Source organism: Microbulbifer sp. MKSA007, from assembly GCA_032615215.1.
Classification (GTDB): domain Bacteria; phylum Pseudomonadota; class Gammaproteobacteria; order Pseudomonadales; family Cellvibrionaceae; genus Microbulbifer.
In genome coordinates this window covers 2,955,525-2,971,877 of record CP128433.1, presented here as the reverse complement: position 1 = coordinate 2,971,877, position 16,353 = coordinate 2,955,525, and the positions used below count along the sequence as shown (strand labels likewise).

The window sequence follows — 16,353 nt, the reverse complement described above, 5'->3', positions numbered from 1 at the left end:
CAATCTAGGTCTTGCATGACTGTAGTTGGTACTGCCGGTTCAGCTTCAGAGGAGCGTCAAAGCCTTGCTGAACGCTTATTTCTGACTTTGCGCGCTGAAATTGTGGAGGGGCAAATCGCCTCTGGCAGCAAAATTAGCGAGCCGGAACTGGCGCGCCGATTTAATGCCAGTCGCGGGAGTTTGCGCGAAGCAGTGATGCGCCTGGAGTCTTTGGGGCTGCTGGAACGCAAGGTCAATATTGGAGCAAGGGTTGTAGAGTTAAGTGAGCGCGGCTTACTGGAACTCTATGAAGTTCGTGAAGCCCTTGAGGGTATGGCTTGCCGTCTGGCAGCGGAACAGCGCACCGAGGAAGACCTGGTTGAGCTGCGCCAAATGCTCTACCACCATGAGCAGCAGGAAGAGCTGCAGGCCGGTAAGGCGTACTTCCAGCCGGAAGGGGATTTTGATTTTCATTTCCGTATCGTGCAGGCATCAAAGAATGATCTTCTGATCGATACCCTGTGCAATCGACTTTATTACCGTGTTCGTATGTATCGCTACCAATTGGGGATGGCCAGTCCCCGGGCCCAGCGGGCTTTCCGCGAGCACAACCATATTATTGAGGCCATTGAGGCCGGGGATGGTGAGCTGGCGGAGCTATTAATGCGCCGGCATATCCGCGCCTCGAGAATAAACATTGAAAAGAAACTGAGGTAGAGCATGAGCCAAAAGCCTTCTGCTGGCGCGCGTTTCCGCGCTGCACTCGCCGAGAATCAACCGCTGCAAGTGGTTGGTACCATCAACGCCTATTCCGCCATTATGGCCGAACGTATTGGTCACAAGGCGATTTACCTTTCTGGCGCCGGTGTTGCCAACGCCTCCTACGGTCTGCCGGACTTGGGTATGACCAGTCTCGATAATGTACTGGAGGATGTGCGCCGCATAACTGCTGCCAGTGAGTTGCCGCTTTTAGTGGATATCGATACTGGTTGGGGTGGCGCTTTCAACATTTCCCGCACCATTAAAGATATGATCCGCGCTGGTGCCGCTGCGGTACACATCGAAGATCAGGTAGCGCAGAAGCGCTGTGGCCATCGCCCGAATAAAGAGATTGTTTCCAAGCAGGAGATGGTCGACCGTATCAAAGCGGCGGTAGATGCCCGTACCGATGACGATTTCTTTGTAATGGCTCGCACCGACGCCTTTGCACAGGAAGGGCTCGATGCGGCTATTGAACGCGCCCAGGCTTGTATTGAGGCTGGCGCCGACGGCATTTTCGCGGAAGCAGTTACTGAACTTGAGCACTATCGTGCCTTTAAGGACGCGCTAAATGTGCCGATTTTGGCGAATATTACCGAGTTTGGTAAAACCAAGCTGTATAACGCCAAAGATTTGGGCGAAGCGGGCGCAGATATCGTACTGTATCCACTGTCGGCGTTCCGTGCGATGAACCGCGCGGCGGAAAATGTTTATACCAGTATCCTGCAAAATGGCGATCAGCAAGCGGTTGTCGACACCATGCAGACTCGTGAGGAGCTGTACGATTACCTGAATTATCACGAGTTTGAACAGAAGCTGGACGAACTTTTCAATAAGTAGGCATTACGGAGTTATTCATAGGCTCCCAAGCAGCCCGGTGCGAAAGCCGGGCGCTGCGCTTTCAATTGGATGAACACAGCAAATGTGTATACAACAGGGGAAATAAGAAGATGGTAGAGAAAGCATTGGGCGGTGCTGGTCTGCGCGGCCAGGTAGCAGGTAAAACTGCACTTTCTACAGTGGGCAAATCCGGTTCCGGCCTGACTTACCGCGGTTACGATATTAAAGATCTGGCCCAGCACTGTGAGTTTGAAGAAGTTGCCTACCTGATTTTCTATGGGGAATTACCCACTGAGGGAGAGCTGGCGGAGTACAAGGCGCTGCTGAAAGCCAAGCGTGGCCTGCCGCAAGCATTAAAAGAAGTGCTTGAGCGCATTCCGGCTGATGCCCATCCTATGGATGTAATGCGCACCGGTTGTTCCATGTTGGGTAACCTGGAAGGTGAAGAATCCTTCGCCCAGCAGTTGGATAAAGCCAATCGCCTGCTGGCCGCATTCCCCTCCATAATCTGCTATTGGTACCGTTTCACCCACGACAATGTGCGCATCGAAACTGAAACCGATGACGACAGCATTGGCGGCCACTTCCTGCATATGCTGCGCGATGAGAAGCCCAATGAACTGCACGAGCAGGTCATGAACGTTTCCCTGATTCTGTATGCAGAGCACGAATTTAACGCATCTACTTTTACCGCTCGCGTTTGTGCCTCCACTTTGTCCGATCTGTTCAGCTGCATCACCGGTGCTATCGGCACTCTGCGTGGTCCTCTGCATGGTGGTGCCAACGAAGCGGCAATGGAACTGATCGAGCGTTTCTCCAATCCAGACGAAGCAGAGAAAGAACTGCTGGGCATGCTGGAGCGCAAAGAGAAGATTATGGGTTTCGGCCACGCCATTTACCGCGAGTCCGACCCGCGCAATGAGATTATCAAAGGCTGGTCTGAAAAGTTGGCTGAAGATGTTGGTGATACCGTGTTGTACCCGGTATCTGTTCGCTGTGAAGAAGTGATGTGGCGTGAGAAAAAATTGTTCTGTAATGCAGACTTCTTCCACGCTTCCGCGTATCACTTTATGGGTATTCCCACAAAATTGTTTACCCCGATTTTTGTAATGTCCCGCGTTACCGGCTGGGCTGCACATGTTTTCGAGCAGCGCGCTGATAACCGCATTATTCGCCCGAGTGCAGAGTACGTAGGTGTTGAGCCTCGTACAGTAACTCCAATCGCTGAGCGCGGTTAATTTTCATTTCACTTTTGAAATGAGGCACACCCGGTGTGCCGGCTCCAGGTCGCCTTTGGTGAGCGGCCTGGAGCCACCCTCAGAAGAGACACGATTTTAAAAAAAGATTCGACTGATTTACCTGCTATGAATACTGATTACCGCAAATCACTGCCCGGTACAGACCTCGATTATTTCGATACCCGAGCCGCTGTTGACGCGATCCAGCCCGGAGCCTATGCCAAACTGCCGTATACCTCACGTATTCTGGCGGAAAACCTGGTGCGTCGCTGCGAGCCGGCAAAACTGACCGACTCCCTGAAACAGATTATTGAGCGCAAGCGCGAGTTGGACTTCCCTTGGTTTCCAGCCCGAGTGGTGTGCCACGACATCCTCGGCCAAACCGCGCTGGTAGACCTGGCTGGTCTGCGCGATGCCATTGCCGATAAAGGCGGTGATCCCGCCAAGGTAAATCCAGTTGTTCCCACCCAGTTGATTGTGGATCACTCCCTCGCGGTAGAGCACCCCGGATTTGAGAAGGATGCTTTTGAAAAAAATCGTGCGGTAGAGGAGCGTCGTAACGAAGATCGCTTCCACTTTATCAATTGGACCAAAACCGCATTTGAAAACGTCGATGTGATTCCCCCCGGTAACGGCATCATGCACCAGATCAATCTGGAGAAAATGTCTCCGGTGGTGCAGGTGCGCGAGGGCGTGGCCTTCCCGGATACCTGTGTCGGTACCGATAGCCACACGCCGATGGTAGACGCTCTGGGTGTGATTTCTGTGGGTGTTGGCGGCCTGGAAGCTGAGAGCGTGATGCTTGGCCGCGCCTCTTATATGCGTCTGCCGCATATTGTTGGAGTGGAACTCACCGGAAAGTTGCAGCCGGGTATTACTGGTACCGACTTGGTATTGGCTCTCACTGAATTCCTGCGCCGCGAGCGCGTGGTCGGCGCCTACCTGGAGTTTTACGGTGAGGGGGCTTCCAACCTGACCCTGGGCGATCGCGCCACTATTTCCAATATGACTCCAGAGTATGGCGCTACTGCGGCCATGTTCTCTATCGATGAGCAAACCATCGACTACCTCAAACTCACCGGCCGTGATGATGGGCAGGTAGCTTTGGTAGAGAAGTTTGCCAAGGAAACGGGCCTTTGGTCCGACACCTTGAAGGATGCCGAATACGAGCGGGTACTGAAGTTTGACCTGGACACAGTGGGTCGCAACCTTGCTGGCCCCTCCAACCCCCACGCGCTTCTGCCGGCTTCGGAATTGGCTAATCGTGGAATCGCTAAAGCCTGGGAAGAGAAAGCTGGTGAGATGCCCGATGGTGCTGTGATTATTGCCGCGATTACCAGCTGCACCAATACCAGCAACCCGCGCAATATGATTGCCGCAGGCCTGATTGCCCGCAATGCGAACAAGCTCGGCCTAACCCGTAAGCCCTGGGTCAAGTCATCCCTGGCTCCAGGATCCAAAACGGTAAAAATGTATCTGGAAGAGGCCGACCTGCTACCGGATCTGGAGCAGATGGGTTTCGGCGTAGTGGCTTTCGCCTGCACCACCTGTAACGGTATGAGCGGTGCCCTGGACCCGAAAATTCAGCAGGAAGTGATTGATCGCGACCTGTATGCTACTGCGGTCCTGTCCGGAAACCGCAACTTCGACGGTCGTATCCACCCCTATGCCAAGCAGGCTTTCCTGGCTTCACCGCCGCTGGTCGTTGCCTACGCTATTGCCGGCACCATCCGGTTCGATATTGAAAAAGATGCGCTGGGATACGATGCCGATGGCAACCCGATTACCCTGAAAGACATCTGGCCCAGCGATGAAGAGATCGATGCGATCGTACGTCAGAGCGTGAAGCCACAGCAGTTCCGCGATGTGTATATTCCGATGTTCGAAGAGCGGGATGCCGCAGAAGAGCAGGGCCACGCACTCTACGACTGGCGTCCGATGAGCACCTATATCCGCCGTCCACCTTATTGGGAAGGTGCCCTTGCAGGCGAGCGCAGCTTGAAGGGGATGCGCCCGCTGGCGGTGCTGGGTGATAATATCACCACCGATCACCTGTCTCCGTCCAATGCCATTCTGGCCAGCAGTGCTGCCGGTGAATACCTGGCGAAGATGGGCTTGCCGGAGGAGGACTTTAACTCCTACGCGACCCACCGCGGCGACCACCTCACTGCCCAGCGTGCAACTTTCGCCAATCCGAAGCTACTCAACGAAATGGTGCGCGATGATAACGGCGAGGTCCGTCAGGGCTCCCTGGCTCGTGTCGAGCCGGAAGGACAGGTTACCCGTATGTGGGAAGCCATCGAGACCTATATGGATCGCAAGCAGCCGCTGATTATCATTGCGGGTGCCGATTATGGGCAGGGCTCCTCCCGTGACTGGGCTGCGAAAGGTGTGCGCCTTGCGGGTGTGGAAGCGATTGTGGCCGAAGGCTTCGAGCGAATTCACCGCACCAACCTGATCGGTATGGGTGTACTGCCGCTGGAGTTTAAGCCGGGCACTACCCGTGAAACCCTGGGTATCGACGGTACCGAGAGTTTCGACGTAATCGGTGAGCGCACTCCCCATGCCACGCTGACCTTGCTTGTCCACCGTGCCAATGGTGAGACGATTGAGGCTCCTGTTACCTGTCGTTTGGATACCGCAGAAGAAGTTTCCATTTATGAGGCTGGGGGTGTTTTGCAGCGCTTTGCCAAAGACTTCCTCGAAGCAGAAGCGACGGTCTGAGTTATGAAGTTTGCTCCTCAAATAAAAATCCCCGCGACTTATATGCGCGGGGGAACCAGCAAGGGCGTTTTCTTCCGCTTGCAAGATCTGCCCGAAGTTGCACAAGTGCCGGGGCAGGCCCGTGACAACTTGCTGCTGCGCGTGATTGGCAGCCCGGATCCCTACGGTAAGCAGACCGACGGTATGGGTGGCGCTACTTCAAGCACCAGCAAAACGGTAATTTTATCGCCCAGCGATAAAGCCGATCACGATGTGAACTACCTGTTTGGTCAGGTTTCCATCGATAAGCCGTTTGTTGATTGGAGTGGTAACTGCGGCAATCTCACCGCCGCCGTGGGTGCCTTTGCCATCAATAGCGGTTTTGTAGAGCCCGACAGAGTGCCAGAAAATGGCATCTGCACCGTGCGCATCTGGCAGGCCAATATTGGTAAGACCATTGTTGCCCATGTACCTATGACCAATGGTGAAGTTCAGGAAACCGGAGACTTTGAGCTGGACGGAGTGACGTTTCCGGCGGCTGAAGTGGAAGTGGAATTTATGGACCCTGCCGACGGTGAGGGTGCCATGTTTCCTACCGGTAACGTAGTCGATGATCTGGAAGTGCCCGATGTAGGTGTGCTCAAGGCCACCATGATCAATGCTGGCATTCCGACGATTTTCGTCAATGCAGAAGATATTGGCTACACCGGCACTGAATTGCAGGATGCCATTAATGGTGACAGCAAAGTGCTGGCGATGTTTGAGAGTATTCGCGTTCACGGTGCGGTAAAGATGGGGTTGGTTTCTACCATTGAAGAAGCTGCCAATCGTCATCACACCCCTAAGGTTGCTTTTGTCGCTAAACCGCAGGATTACACTGCATCCAGTGGTAAGGCAGTGGCATCTTCCGAGGTTGATCTCCTCGTGCGCGCCTTATCTATGGGCAAGTTGCACCACGCCATGATGGGCACGGCAGCAGTAGCTATTGGCACCGCTGCGGCGATCCCGGGCACTTTGGTTAACCTTGCAGCTGGCGGGGGAGAACGCAGCTCTGTTTGCTTCGGTCACCCATCGGGTACCTTACGTGTGGGTGCTCAAGCCAAAGAGGTCGATGGTCAGTGGACTGCTACCAAGGCCATTATGAGTCGCAGCGCCCGAATCCTAATGGAAGGTTGGGTGCGAATACCTGGCAATAGCTTTTAGGACTTTGGTGATTTCTTTACAGGGGGCCTTTTGGCCCCTTTTTATTTCCTACTGTAAAAATGATTAGGAATCGGTTTTACATTTTTACTCCAATCAAATTTAATATTCCGTATATATTTAAATTAATAGGCGAATATTAATCTCAGTAATCCTGACAATAACTTTTTTTCCGGTTTTCCTGTGTTTTCCGGTAGGTTTTTATCTGAGAAAAAAGGCTGTGTTTTTATCATTGTGAGACAGGGCTTGCCTTAATAGTCACATCTAGGTCTGTTTAGATATAGCCTTTATTGCTCAGCGTACGTATATTTAAGGCCTGCTGTTGGGATGCGAGGCTTTGGGTGAGCAAGCAGATAGACTCTAAAAAATCCCCAATATTCGTAGACAGCTGGTGTATGAATCCTACGGTTTCAGTACTTATTTGACTTACTGGTCGCAGCTAGTGGCAACAAATTGTGAACTAGTCCTCTTTGTCCTAGTCTCGATCCGCTCTATCGTATCTGAGTTTCTTACGTCCCTTCTTTTTGAGATTTTAGCCTAGCCGCCGTACTGCCGACGGCCCTATGGGATGGCCATTCATTAAAAAATAAATGTGGCTTTCCTTTTGCAGCAGATTGGAGAGACATCAATGAGAATTAAAAAACCACTTACCTTTGCAATTGCAATGGCAAATGTCGCGGTAGTGTCGGCTTGGGCTCAGGAAGATAGTCAACAGGATGACGATTGGGCGCTGGAAGAAGTAACGGTTACCGCAACCAAGCGCGAAACCAATTTGATGGACACCCCCGTAGCGATCAGTGCATTTACGCAAGAAGAGCTCGATCGCCAGGGTATTAAGAATGTAAAAGATCTGGGCAACACTATCCCCAATGTGGATATTGGCTACGATGCCTCCCAGTCTTCACCAGTAATTTCTATGCGCGGCGTGCGCTCCACCAATACCAGTGAACTTGGCGATCCGGCAGTAGGCCTGCACTTCGATGGTATTTACTCTTCACGCCCCCAGTCTGCTATGGCAATGATGTTTGACTCTGAAAGGGTTGAAGCCATGCGAGGGCCTCAGGGTACCCTTTATGGACGAAACTCTACAGTAGGCGCGATCAATGTTATCTCAAAGCGACCGGTAATCGATGAGTTTGAAGGTTCCGTAGGTGTTGAACTTGGCCGCTGGAATCAAGAATTGGTCAAGGGTGTTATTAATATCCCGGTTTCTGACACCTTTGCTCTTCGCGCATCCTTTTTGGATGAGACTCGGGATTCCTATCTGACTGGATACTACGACGCTAACCAATATGACAACCGTTATGTTAGTGCAGATAGTCTCGGGGCGACTACCCTTTCTGACGATGCAGATCGCACTTTCACCCAAAACGGAAACTGGTGGGCATCTGAGGATGTATCCCTGGTAAGGGCTGATGCTGATGATTTCTACGGGAATGTTGACCAGCAGGCAGTACGTATTGGCGCCTTGTGGGAACCAACCGAAGATATTTCCTGGTATGCCGTTGCTGAGCATTATCAGGACAGCAGTGCCGGTGGTATTAATACCATTGACTGTGATAAAGCTGATGAGCGCGATGATGGCGTAAACTGCGAAACCTACTACGGTTCTGGAGCCGATCAGTATACGGTAGCGGTTAATGTTCCTGGTGAACTTGACCTTACGATGACTTCATTCCGATCCAACTTCCGCTGGGACTTTAGCGACAGCATGGCGTTTGTGTACAACACTGGCTATGCGGTACAAAACCGCAGTAACCTGATCGATGTTGACGCCGGCCGCAATACTTGGGATATGAGCATGAGCATCACAGATGCAGAGAATGTTTCATATTCCCATGAGCTTCAGCTCCAATCTACTGATGATGCTCCGCTTCAATGGATCACCGGTCTCTTCTACTTCCATGAGTCCAATGACCTCAATGGTTACTTCTTGGCTTCGCTGGATAATGCCGTTTTCTGGCGTCAGCCAGAGAGAAATGTTGATGCACTGGGGGCATTTGCCCAGGCAACTTATAGCCTCACCGATACTCTGCACCTGACACTTGGTGGCCGCTATACATATGATGAGAAAAGTGATGAGGGCGGTAATAACTTAAGCTGTACACGTGATTGGTCACTTGATACTGATGCAACTGGCGAGTACGGCTGTTTCCCTGCATACAGTCAGGCGCTCTTTAATGAATTGTCTACCGGTTACTTTGCTGATGATTCAATCTATTCCGTAGACACTTACAATGATGTTAGTGACGATTGGGAAAATGCGGATTTCCGTATTGGTCTTGATTACGATCTGACAGATGATGTGATGCTGTACTCTTACGTTGCATCCGGCTTTAAATCTGGCGGTCTAGGCGATGTAATTACTCAGTATGAGCAGGACCCTGATACTGCCGACTACATTTATGATGATGATGGCAACCGTGTTGTAGCTGCAACTTTTGATACCAACTACGATGAAGAGACTGTGGTCACTTTGGAGCTTGGTGCCAAAGGGACTTTCCTGGATGGTCGCTTGAACCTTGCCAATACTTTCTTCTTCTCCAAGTATAAAGATATGCAGCTGGCTGCGCCGGATACTGCCTATACTTTTTATGTTAAAGAGGTTGATGATGAAGGCAATTTGACGGGAGAAGTTACGACAGAGCCTGCCGTAATTTATCTCACAAAAAATGCCGCCAGAGCCGAAATAATGGGAATGGAGTTTGAGTTTGACTGGGCTCCATATCCAAATGGCCGAATTAGTGGTTTCGCCACTTGGATGAAAACAGAAATTACCTCTGATTTCTGGAACCGCTGGAACTTTAACAACCAGTCTTTGTTTGAGATTGATGACTGGGGCGCAGCTCACGATAACAGCAATGAAGAACTCTATCGCAACCTGAAAGGAAATGAGCTGCCTGCATCACCTGAATTCAGCTTTACTATCAATTATGACCACACCTTTGAGTTAGCCCACGGTGGAGCGATTATTCCATTTGTCGGTATTCACTGGGAAGATGAGTCTTACCTGACCTACTGGAATGTTGACAAGCACGATTTCCCCACTGGTGATACTTCTGCTTTTGATGACAGCCGTGATTCTTTCTGGATGGTAAATGCTTCCGTGAAGTATGTAAGCCCGGACGATCAGTGGAATGTTGAAGCCTTTGGCAACAACCTGACTGACGAAGTTGTTCCGTACTATGCAGATGGAAGTGATGGCCTGGTATCTGGTCCATTCTCTACCCCAATGAGCTACGGTGTGCGCTTTAACTACAACTTCTAAGTAGTTACTAAGCGAGTATGATAAAAGCCGGACTGTATTATGCAGTCCGGCTTTTTTATTGCCTAATGAACCTCTCACTGATCAATATACTATCGGCATGATGTCGCAGATCTAATGATGTAATTAATTCAGCTGTTCTGGAAAAATATTATTGTGAGCTATCTAGAGCAATAAATAATCTGTTGCTGTAATTACCCCAAAACATGTGTTGTAAGCTATTTGGAAGTAACTGCGAGTGTAAATACTTGCAGGGGAATTTTAGCTTTCCATTGGAATAGGATCTCACGTTTTTAAAGGGCGTTTAGCCTTAACCTGTTTGTCATCATCGTTTGCTTCACTTGCGCGTCAACATTCATACCGTAGCAAGGGCAAGGCTGCTTACAATGAACAGATTTGATCGACGGACGCTTTTAAAATGGGGTGGGCTGTTAACCGTTAGCGCTATGGCGCCATCGCTGAGGGCCAGTAGTGATGTGCTCGATTATGAGTATGATGGGCTCGCTAGTACCTCGAGCCACTTTATGCATGGTGTAGCCTCCGGAGACCCAACAGCCAATTCGGTTATTATTTGGACAAGGGTAACCACTGAGGAGGTTTCTCCCCTTGTCTATTGGGAAGTTGCTCTCGACGATACATTTGGCCAGGTTGTTTCATCCGGGTATCTGCAAACGGATGAATCAAAAGACTTTACGGTTAAGCTGGATGTTACAGAGCTAAACTACGGTCGGGATTATACCTACCGATTTAAGTACCGGGATCAGACTTCTTCTGTCGGTCGCATAAAATTGGCTCCAGCGACTAGCGAGGATGTTTCTTTTCTTAAGTTTGTTGTCACTTCCTGCTCACATTTTGAGCATGGGGAGTTTGTAGGCTACCGGGATATGGTGGAGCGGGAGCAGAATATTGATGCTGTTATCCACCTGGGGGACTACTCCTATGCATCCTCAAATTCTGGTGACTACCGTAAGTTTGAGTACTCTGACTTCAAATTTGATCGGGAGAGTTACCGAGCTAGATACTCTGAAATTAGAAGGGATGCATTTCTACAGCAAGCACATCAAATGCACACCTGGATGGTGATTTGGGATGATGGCGACCTGAGAAATGGTGTTTGGCGAGAGGGGCCGGAAATCAACGGAGCTGACTTCGAAGAAGTGATGGAAGCTGCAATGGAAACCTTCTTCCTTTGGATGCCAATCCGTTTTATTGCGCCGAGGCGAGTATGGCGCTCTGTTCCTTATGGTGAAATGGCTGATATCTTTTTCCTGGATATGTGCTTCTATGATCGGGATGAGCCAATCAATGATATGCCGGATAACTTCAAGAAACGGCAACCTATATTTTCTGAATTTGATTACCCTGGCCGCAGTATTATTGGTCAGGAACAGGCGACATGGTTTGAGCAGGCCATTAAGCAATCCAGTGCGCGCTGGCGAATAGTTTGCTCTGGGGCACCGGTTTTTGAATGGTGGAACAATTACTCCCCGAGTGCCTGGCGAGGATACCCCCAATCCCATAACTGGTTATTGAATTTATTTGGTGAGCTTGAAGACAATATCGTGGTCTTGTCCGGGGGGTTACATAAAGCAATGGCCTCAGGGCTCGCCTTAGATCCCTTTGCGGATGATTACAATGCGGGTAGAGATAATGTCGCGATTGAAATAACGGCTCCATCCCTGACCCGCGGGGATGGTGGTGCTATTTGGTACGAAATCGCAGATAACCGTAGCACCGAGACTACGTTAAAGAAAAATCCTCATATGAAGTTCCGCAAAGGGAATAGAGCAGGTTACTTGATTAGTAAATTTGAAAGTGATCAGTTTACAGGTCGATGGCGGCTCTATGAAACAGTAAGATCTATAAATGGTCCGAGTGCTGATACTTACGGAGATATTGTCAGTGAGTATGGGACATCAAAAATTAAAGTAGTGGATTAGGTATTATCGCAACAAATAATCGATAGAGATTTGAATTTGGATACCTCTCCCCTGAGATATATTGTAGAAGATTCTATAATTGCTTGGGGGCGCCACGATTAATATATTTGTGTCATACTTGCATGCTTTCTTTAATACAAGGTAGAAGTATGTCCGAAATACAATTGGAAGAGAGACGGAAATTAGAGCTAATCGAGAAGGTCAGGGGCTATCTGTCTAAAGAATTTGAGCTGGAAATTGGCGGTTTTGAAGCGGAGTTCTTTATTGATTTCCTTGCAAAGGAGATGGGGGCCGAATTTTATAATCAGGGCTTACATGATGCTCAGGTAATAGTGTCCTCTAAGTTGGAGGATATTTCTGATGCAATTTATGAGATAGAAAAGCCTGTAGACTAGAAATATTGCACTTATTGATAGCAGCACCATTCTATCTCTTATAAGCTGTTCAGAGATATTATTCCTTAGGTTTTTCCGCCTGGATAAATAGCATGGCTGCAAAGACCAACACTATTCCAGGTATGAAGCTGATATTAAAGTTTGCCATTTCCAATACTATGGCCACTATTAGTACAAATATCGGATTCAAGAAACTATATGCTGCTACTTTAGTTGCCCCGATCCTTAATGTACTGAATTGCAGCAGAAAAAAACTAATTAAAGTTGAGAATAAGGCTAAATAGAATAGCCCGCCGTAAGTCTCGGTGGGTATATTTCGCCATTCTATCTGGTTTAAGTTTGGAAAAGAGAGCAATAGTAACCAGAGCGCACCAAATAGAATAACCCAGAATGTCATGACCTCTGTAGGCTCCCCTGAGTGAACCTTCTTGATAAGCGGGTTATATAAACTGAGTGATATAGCACCTAGGGTGAATATCCAATCCCCTTTGTTTAGGTCTAGCGTTATCGCTGTTGTGATACTCCCCTTGAATACAATCCAGGCTGCACCCAGAGTCCCAAGGGTTAGGCCGATAACTTTACGGGTGCTGCTCCGCTCGCCATTGATGATCAAAGTAAAGATGGCTGTCATCGCCGGAACGGTTGTAAAAAGAGCGCCGGTATTTACTGCGGTGGTGTATTTGAGTGCTTCAAACATACACCAGAAAAAGACAACCAATGGGATACTGAGTAGTGCATACCCCAGTAGTTTTTTTGGCTCTGGAAGCTGAATCCCGTGCTTTAAAAATATGAAGGGTGCAAATAGTCCCGCCGCAATTAAGAATCGAATCAACATCATGGAATCCGCCGGGAGTGAATCGGCGATTAACTCCCCAATAGGAAATGATCCTGCAACCAGTAGTGTACAAAGTATCATCAGGCAGTGAACCCACCAGAGCGAGGTGTTGGGGCTTGTAGTTGATGGGCTTAACCCCCTGGTAACTTCACTCATGCTTCTTCCCTCTATTAGCGAGAGATAAGTGTATGTCGTTTCTGGTAAACTGATAATCCAGCATTATAGACACTCACTGTTGAGGAGAAGGAAACAGTCGCTTATGGAGACAATTGCATCGATTCCAATATTTGTGACTGTGGCTGAAACCGGTGGCTTTTCCCCGGCGGCAAAGTTACTCGGCATCTCAAAATCAGCGGTAAGTAAGCGGGTTACCCAGTTGGAGCTGCAACTTGGGGTGAAGCTTTTGCACAGAACTACGCGAAAATTGAGCCTGACGGAGGCCGGGGAGCATTTTTATGAGCACGCACGCATTGCTTATAAATCGGCCAAAGATGCTCAAGACGCAGTTCTGCAGCTACAGGGGGAGCCTCGGGGGCGCTTGCGGATCAATGCTCCTATGTCCTTTGGTAGATTGCATTTGGCTCCGTTAATTCCCGTATTTATGAAGCGTTACCCCGAGATTAGTATCGACATGGTACTGGACGATAAAGTTGTCGATTTAGTGGGGGAGGGCTTTGATATAGCCATTCGCGGAGGGGACCTTCCCGATACCAGCCTGATTGCCCGCAAACTTGCACCTCTGAAAAGTGTACTCTGTGCGTCACCTTCCTACTTGAAGGCATTCGGAGAGCCCACAGAACTGGAGCAGTTGAGCGCCCATAATTGCCTGATTTTTACTTATTCCAGGGATGTGAAAGAGTGGGGTTTTATCAAAGACAATCACTTAAATACCATCGAGGTGAAGGGTAACTACCAGGTAAATAATAGTGAGGCACTGAGGGAAGCTCTTCTTCAGGGTGTAGGGATAGGCCGCTTACCCACCTTCGTGGCAGGACCAGACATTGAGGCTGGAAAGCTAACTCCTCTATTCGAGGAGTACCAGATGCCTGCCAAGTCTATCTACGCGGTTTTCCCTGAGCGGCAGTTTATGCCAGCCAAAGTCCGCGCCTTTATAGACTTTGCAATAGAGTACTTTGGCGGCGATACACCTTATTGGGATCAGTAAACTGTTAACCTTTCGTCAACAGTAAGTCTCCGCCGAACCCCATTATCAACGATAAGGAAACCCAATAAGCTTCTTCTCATCGACATTCAATCAACGAACGATAGTCAGAGAGAAACTTATGGAATTGTTTAAAGCTGTTGAATCCCGCCGCTCGGTTAAGCATTTCGATGTCACAGCAGAGATGCCTGCCGAGGACTTCACCCGTCTGGTCCAGGCGACTATGTTGTCGCCGACTTCTTACAATATCCAGCACTGGCGCTTCCTGCGCATCACTGACATTTCCCTCCGTAGCCAGCTTAAAGATGCAGCCTGGGGGCAACAGCAAGTAGAAGATGCTTCTGAGTTGATCATACTTTGTGCAGATATTAATGCCTGGAGCGACCGGCCGGAGCGGTACTGGGCCGAAGCGCCGAAAGAGGCTAGGGATGTGTTAGTGCCAATGCTAACTGAGTTCTACAAGGGTAAGCAGCAACTACAGCGGGACGAGGCTATTCGAAGCTGTGGATTGGCAGCACAAACCATGATGTTAGCGGCAAAGTCTATGGGATATGACACAGGTGCAATGGTTGGGTTTGACCCAGAGAGAGTCGCTGAGCTGATCAATTTGCCCGAAGGTTATTTGATCGGGATGATGATAGTGATTGGAAAAGCGGCAAAAGTTGCGAATGGGCGTGGTGGACAGCTGTCGATAAATGACGTCCTGTTCGAGAATAGCTTTTGAGGTGATGAGAAATAGAGGTGAAACGCTATTGAGGCTCTTTTTTTAGTAGGTCTCAAGGATTAATTATGTAAATTATAAAGGCAATTACAGTGTCTATTTGCTGACGTTATCAAAGTTTCGTTATGCTTGCCTACCTCAAATAATAGATGTGAGATAGAGCAACATAATAAAAGCTCCCTTAGGCTCAGAATGAATTCTTTTCATTGATATTGGAAACGTGAAGTGTGGCTTATGCCTACAATTTTCTTATATCAATGAGAGGGACCTGCTATGAACACCTATTACCACAAGTTAGTCACAGCTTTCGTCACAAGTGCTACTTTATTCTCATCACCACTTGTTATGGCTGTTGATTGTGGCGATGTAATAACAACAGCTGAAACCCTGTCGGAAATGCTGAATTGTGAACTGAGCCTGGCGAATCCCTATGCGGTAACAGTAACTGGACCCGGTGGAAGACTTACGATGGCAGAGGGCGGGGAAATTATTTGTGATAACCCAAATCTAGAAGGTATCGCTGGAATTTTAGTTAATGGATTATCTGGTGCCGTTTATGGTGGGACGATAACCGACTGTCCAGATGGTTTAAACCTGGAGGGAGATGGATTTCATACCATAGATGGAATTATGATCTTAAACTCTCCACGAGAGGGAATTGTTATTGATAGTGACTCCAATAATATTGTTGGGAATCAAATTATTGATACTGGCAATGATGATGGTATAGATGTTAGAGGCGATCGAAACCAAATTATCAATAATTATATTGAATCAGCCGGTGATCAGGGGATTACGGTAAATGGTGTATTTACACTGGTTCAGCTAAATACTGTTGTCGGCAGTACTGATGGTGATAACGGAATTGATATTAATGAAAGTAATACAGCAGTTATTCAGAACTTTGTTACCGGCAGTGCGAGTAATGGGATTGAACTCAATGTGGATGTATCAAGTACTTCTATAATACAAAATATAGTCATGGAAAATGGCACAAATGGCTCGCCTGATACAGCCGGTATCAATATCGCTGGATTCAATAATGAGAATAATGTGGTGGTAGGGAATACATCGCTTGATAATTCTGCATTTGATTTACGTGATCCTACCGATCCAACTTGCAGTGGAAGTAATACTTGGATTGCCAATACTCATGTAACAGCTGAACCTGCCTGTTTGGATTAAGATCGGAGGGGTTTTTAATCTGGGGAAAGTAGTAAGCGAGTGAGTGTTACTGCTGGAGAAGCCGGAAAGATATACTGCATTTAAGGTGTGCTGTGTATTCGCGTCTTCCCTATTTTGGGTAAGTTGGTGGA

The 16,353-nt window shown here is 48.7% G+C and carries 12 protein-coding genes; 11 read left to right on the top strand and 1 reads right to left on the bottom strand.

Annotated elements, in window-relative coordinates; all coding sequences use genetic code 11:
- Positions 1-15 precede the first annotated feature (15 nt).
- From QT397_16075 to QT397_16040, 8 genes are all read left to right on the top strand, one after another.
- Positions 16-696 (top strand): GntR family transcriptional regulator, encoded by a 681-nt coding sequence (locus QT397_16075; protein WNZ54407.1) that lies wholly within the window; start codon positions 16-18, stop codon positions 694-696.
- Positions 697-699: 3 nt separating this feature from the next.
- Positions 700-1,578: a methylisocitrate lyase gene (gene prpB, locus QT397_16070; protein WNZ54406.1), complete on the top strand. Its 879-nt coding sequence runs from the start codon at positions 700-702 to the stop codon at positions 1,576-1,578.
- 110 nt (positions 1,579-1,688) lie between these two features.
- Positions 1,689-2,816 (top strand): 2-methylcitrate synthase, encoded by a 1,128-nt coding sequence (gene prpC / locus QT397_16065; GenBank protein WNZ54405.1) that lies wholly within the window; start codon positions 1,689-1,691, stop codon positions 2,814-2,816.
- 126 nt (positions 2,817-2,942) lie between these two features.
- Entirely contained in the window at positions 2,943-5,540 is a 2,598-nt protein-coding gene (acnD, locus tag QT397_16060) for a Fe/S-dependent 2-methylisocitrate dehydratase AcnD (protein WNZ54404.1), read from the top strand.
- 3 nt (positions 5,541-5,543) lie between these two features.
- A complete protein-coding gene (gene prpF, locus QT397_16055) occupies positions 5,544-6,722 on the top strand; it encodes a 2-methylaconitate cis-trans isomerase PrpF (GenBank protein ID WNZ54403.1) in 1,179 nt (392 codons plus the stop codon).
- 625 nt (positions 6,723-7,347) lie between these two features.
- Positions 7,348-9,987 (top strand): TonB-dependent receptor, encoded by a 2,640-nt coding sequence (locus QT397_16050; protein ID WNZ54402.1) that lies wholly within the window; start codon positions 7,348-7,350, stop codon positions 9,985-9,987.
- Positions 9,988-10,370: 383 nt separating this feature from the next.
- Positions 10,371-11,924 (top strand): alkaline phosphatase D family protein, encoded by a 1,554-nt coding sequence (locus QT397_16045; protein WNZ54401.1) that lies wholly within the window; start codon positions 10,371-10,373, stop codon positions 11,922-11,924.
- Positions 11,925-12,073: 149 nt separating this feature from the next.
- Positions 12,074-12,319, top strand: coding sequence for a DUF2164 domain-containing protein (locus QT397_16040; GenBank protein WNZ54400.1), 246 nt, complete (start codon positions 12,074-12,076; stop codon positions 12,317-12,319).
- 58 nt (positions 12,320-12,377) lie between these two features.
- On the opposite strand, the gene QT397_16035 is transcribed toward QT397_16040, so the two are convergent.
- A complete protein-coding gene (locus tag QT397_16035) occupies positions 12,378-13,310 on the bottom strand; it encodes a DMT family transporter (GenBank protein ID WNZ54399.1) in 933 nt (310 codons plus the stop codon).
- Between the two features lie 103 nt (positions 13,311-13,413).
- Between QT397_16035 and QT397_16030 the strand changes: the two genes are divergently transcribed.
- The 3 genes from QT397_16030 to QT397_16020 all read left to right on the top strand — a co-directional run bounded on the left by QT397_16030 (position 13,414) and on the right by QT397_16020 (position 16,222).
- Positions 13,414-14,319, top strand: coding sequence for a LysR family transcriptional regulator (locus QT397_16030; GenBank protein ID WNZ54398.1), 906 nt, complete (start codon positions 13,414-13,416; stop codon positions 14,317-14,319).
- 118 nt (positions 14,320-14,437) lie between these two features.
- Positions 14,438-15,040, top strand: coding sequence for a nitroreductase family protein (locus QT397_16025; protein ID WNZ54397.1), 603 nt, complete (start codon positions 14,438-14,440; stop codon positions 15,038-15,040).
- Positions 15,041-15,310: 270 nt separating this feature from the next.
- On the top strand, positions 15,311-16,222 hold the full coding sequence (locus QT397_16020; protein WNZ54396.1) for a right-handed parallel beta-helix repeat-containing protein: 912 nt from the start codon (positions 15,311-15,313) through the stop codon (positions 16,220-16,222).
- Positions 16,223-16,353: the final 131 nt, after the last annotated feature.

Bases quoted from the DNA above. Each gene is read 5' to 3' on its own strand.
- prpF (WNZ54403.1), top strand. From the start codon at position 5,544: ATGAAGTTTGCTCCTCAAATAAAAATCCCCGCGACTTATATGCGCGGG.
- QT397_16035 (WNZ54399.1), bottom strand. From the start codon at position 13,310: ATGAGTGAAGTTACCAGGGGGTTAAGCCCATCAACTACAAGCCCCAAC.
- acnD (WNZ54404.1), top strand. From the start codon at position 2,943: ATGAATACTGATTACCGCAAATCACTGCCCGGTACAGACCTCGATTAT.
- QT397_16040 (WNZ54400.1), top strand. From the start codon at position 12,074: ATGTCCGAAATACAATTGGAAGAGAGACGGAAATTAGAGCTAATCGAG.
- prpB (WNZ54406.1), top strand. From the start codon at position 700: ATGAGCCAAAAGCCTTCTGCTGGCGCGCGTTTCCGCGCTGCACTCGCC.
- QT397_16075 (WNZ54407.1), top strand. From the start codon at position 16: ATGACTGTAGTTGGTACTGCCGGTTCAGCTTCAGAGGAGCGTCAAAGC.
- QT397_16020 (WNZ54396.1), top strand. From the start codon at position 15,311: ATGAACACCTATTACCACAAGTTAGTCACAGCTTTCGTCACAAGTGCT.
- QT397_16050 (WNZ54402.1), top strand. From the start codon at position 7,348: ATGAGAATTAAAAAACCACTTACCTTTGCAATTGCAATGGCAAATGTC.
- QT397_16045 (WNZ54401.1), top strand. From the start codon at position 10,371: ATGAACAGATTTGATCGACGGACGCTTTTAAAATGGGGTGGGCTGTTA.
- QT397_16030 (WNZ54398.1), top strand. From the start codon at position 13,414: ATGGAGACAATTGCATCGATTCCAATATTTGTGACTGTGGCTGAAACC.
- prpC (WNZ54405.1), top strand. From the start codon at position 1,689: ATGGTAGAGAAAGCATTGGGCGGTGCTGGTCTGCGCGGCCAGGTAGCA.
- QT397_16025 (WNZ54397.1), top strand. From the start codon at position 14,438: ATGGAATTGTTTAAAGCTGTTGAATCCCGCCGCTCGGTTAAGCATTTC.